1 protein-coding gene is annotated in these 1,728 nt (G+C 61.8%); it reads right to left on the reverse strand.

Going from position 1 to position 1,728, the window contains the following annotated elements; all coding sequences use genetic code 11:
• Positions 1 to 156: 156 nt before the first annotated feature.
• Positions 157 to 1,401, reverse strand: a complete 1,245-nt coding sequence (locus tag AQ12_RS21655; protein WP_048442068.1) for a CmpA/NrtA family ABC transporter substrate-binding protein — start codon at positions 1,399 to 1,401, stop codon at positions 157 to 159.
• Positions 1,402 to 1,728: the final 327 nt, after the last annotated feature.

The raw sequence follows: 1,728 nt of genomic DNA on the forward strand, positions 1-1,728 counted from the left end.
GGGGGGGGGGGGGGGGGGGGGGGGGGTGTTCGCTATTGGAAGACCCTCACCCCGGCCCTCTCCCGCACGCGGGAGAGGGAGCGAACCCAGCGCTTCGGCCGGACCATGAAACACTGCACTGACCATGATGATCTCCTTGGTTTGCGCTGATTCGGCTTACGCGTGGATCTTGAAACTGTCGGCGTACTTCTTCGGGTCCTTGCCGTCCCAGACCGTGCCGTCGACCAGCTTGGCGGTGCGCATCGGGTCCTTGGGGACGCTGACCTTGGCCAGCGTCGCGGCCTGCTTGTACATGTCGATCTGGTTGATCTGCTTGGCAATGCCCAGGTAGTCGGGGTGATCCTTCATCAGGCCCCAGCGCTTGTGCTGCGTGAGGAACCACATGCCGTCGGTGAGGTACGGAAAGTTCACCAGCCCGTCGTTGAAGAACTTCATGTGGTTGGGGTCGTCCCACGTCTTGCCCATGCCGTTCTGGTAGCGGCCCAGGATGCGTTGGTTGATCGCATCGACACCCGTGTTGACGTAGCTCTTGTCGGCAACCGTCTCGGCCATCTTGTTCTTGTTCTGCAAGCCCGCGTCGATCCACTTGCCTGCTTCAAGGATGGCGGCTGTCACGGCACGCGCGGTGTTGGGGTACTTCCTGACGAAGTCGGCCGTCGTGCCCAGCGCCTTCTCGGGGTGATCGCGCCAGATGTCCTGGGTCGTGACGCCTGTCACGCCGATGCCATCCATGATGGCGCGATGGCCCCAGGGCTCGCCCACGCAAAAGCCGTCCATGTTGCCCACGCGCATGTTCGCGACCATCTGCGGCGGAGGCACCGTGATGACCTTGGCATCTTTCATCGGGTTGATGCCGTAGGTTGCCAGCCAGTAGTAGAGCCACATCGCGTGCGTGCCGGTGGGGAATGTCTGCGCGAAGGTGTATTCACGCTTGTCCGTCTGCATGAGCTTGGCGAGCGACGGGCCATCGACTGCGCCCTTGTCCGCAATCTTCTTGGACAGCGTGATGGCCTGGCCGTTGTGGTTCAGGTTCATCAGGATGGCCATGTCCTTCTTGGGACCGGAGGTGCCCATGTGCACGCCGTAGATGAGGCCCCACAGCACGTGCGCCATGTCCAGTTCGCCATTGACCAGCTTGTCGCGAACACCGGCCCAACTCGCTTCCTTGGTCGGGATGATGGTGACGCCGTACTTCTTGTCGATGCCCAGCACCGATGCCATCACCACGCTTGCGCAGTCGGTCAGGGGAATGAAGCCGATCTTCACTTCCTTTTTCTCCGGCGCGTCGGAGCCCTGGGCCCACACGGCGGTGCGCAAGGCGGGCGAGACGCCAGCGGCGCCGACAGCGGCGGCCTGCAGCACGCTGCGGCGGGAGAGTTTGGTTTTCAGGAGATCGGTCATCACGTTAAGGGCTCCAGCGACAGGTTGAAGAAATCCAGAAATGCAAAAAGGCGTCCGTACTCAACACCGGGTGGTATTGGTCGGGACGCCTTCGTCCGAAGTGGCCTCGCGCTTTGCTTCGCCGTTGAAGCGTGCGGGCCGGTGAACCGTCATTGGTTCATGGGATGGGTATGAGCAATCGTCGTGCCAGCTTCGTTCCATCTGGTTCTGGCTGATGCATTTGAGAGGGCTGTCATTGCGGACTTGATCCGCAATCCATGCTGGATCAAGCGCAGTTGCCGCTTCGCGGTGGATTGCGGATCAAGCGAAGTAATCGGCCCCCTGCCG

The sequence above is a fragment of the Caenimonas sp. SL110 genome, from assembly GCF_001044395.1.
Taxonomy (GTDB): domain Bacteria; phylum Pseudomonadota; class Gammaproteobacteria; order Burkholderiales; family Burkholderiaceae_C; genus Ramlibacter.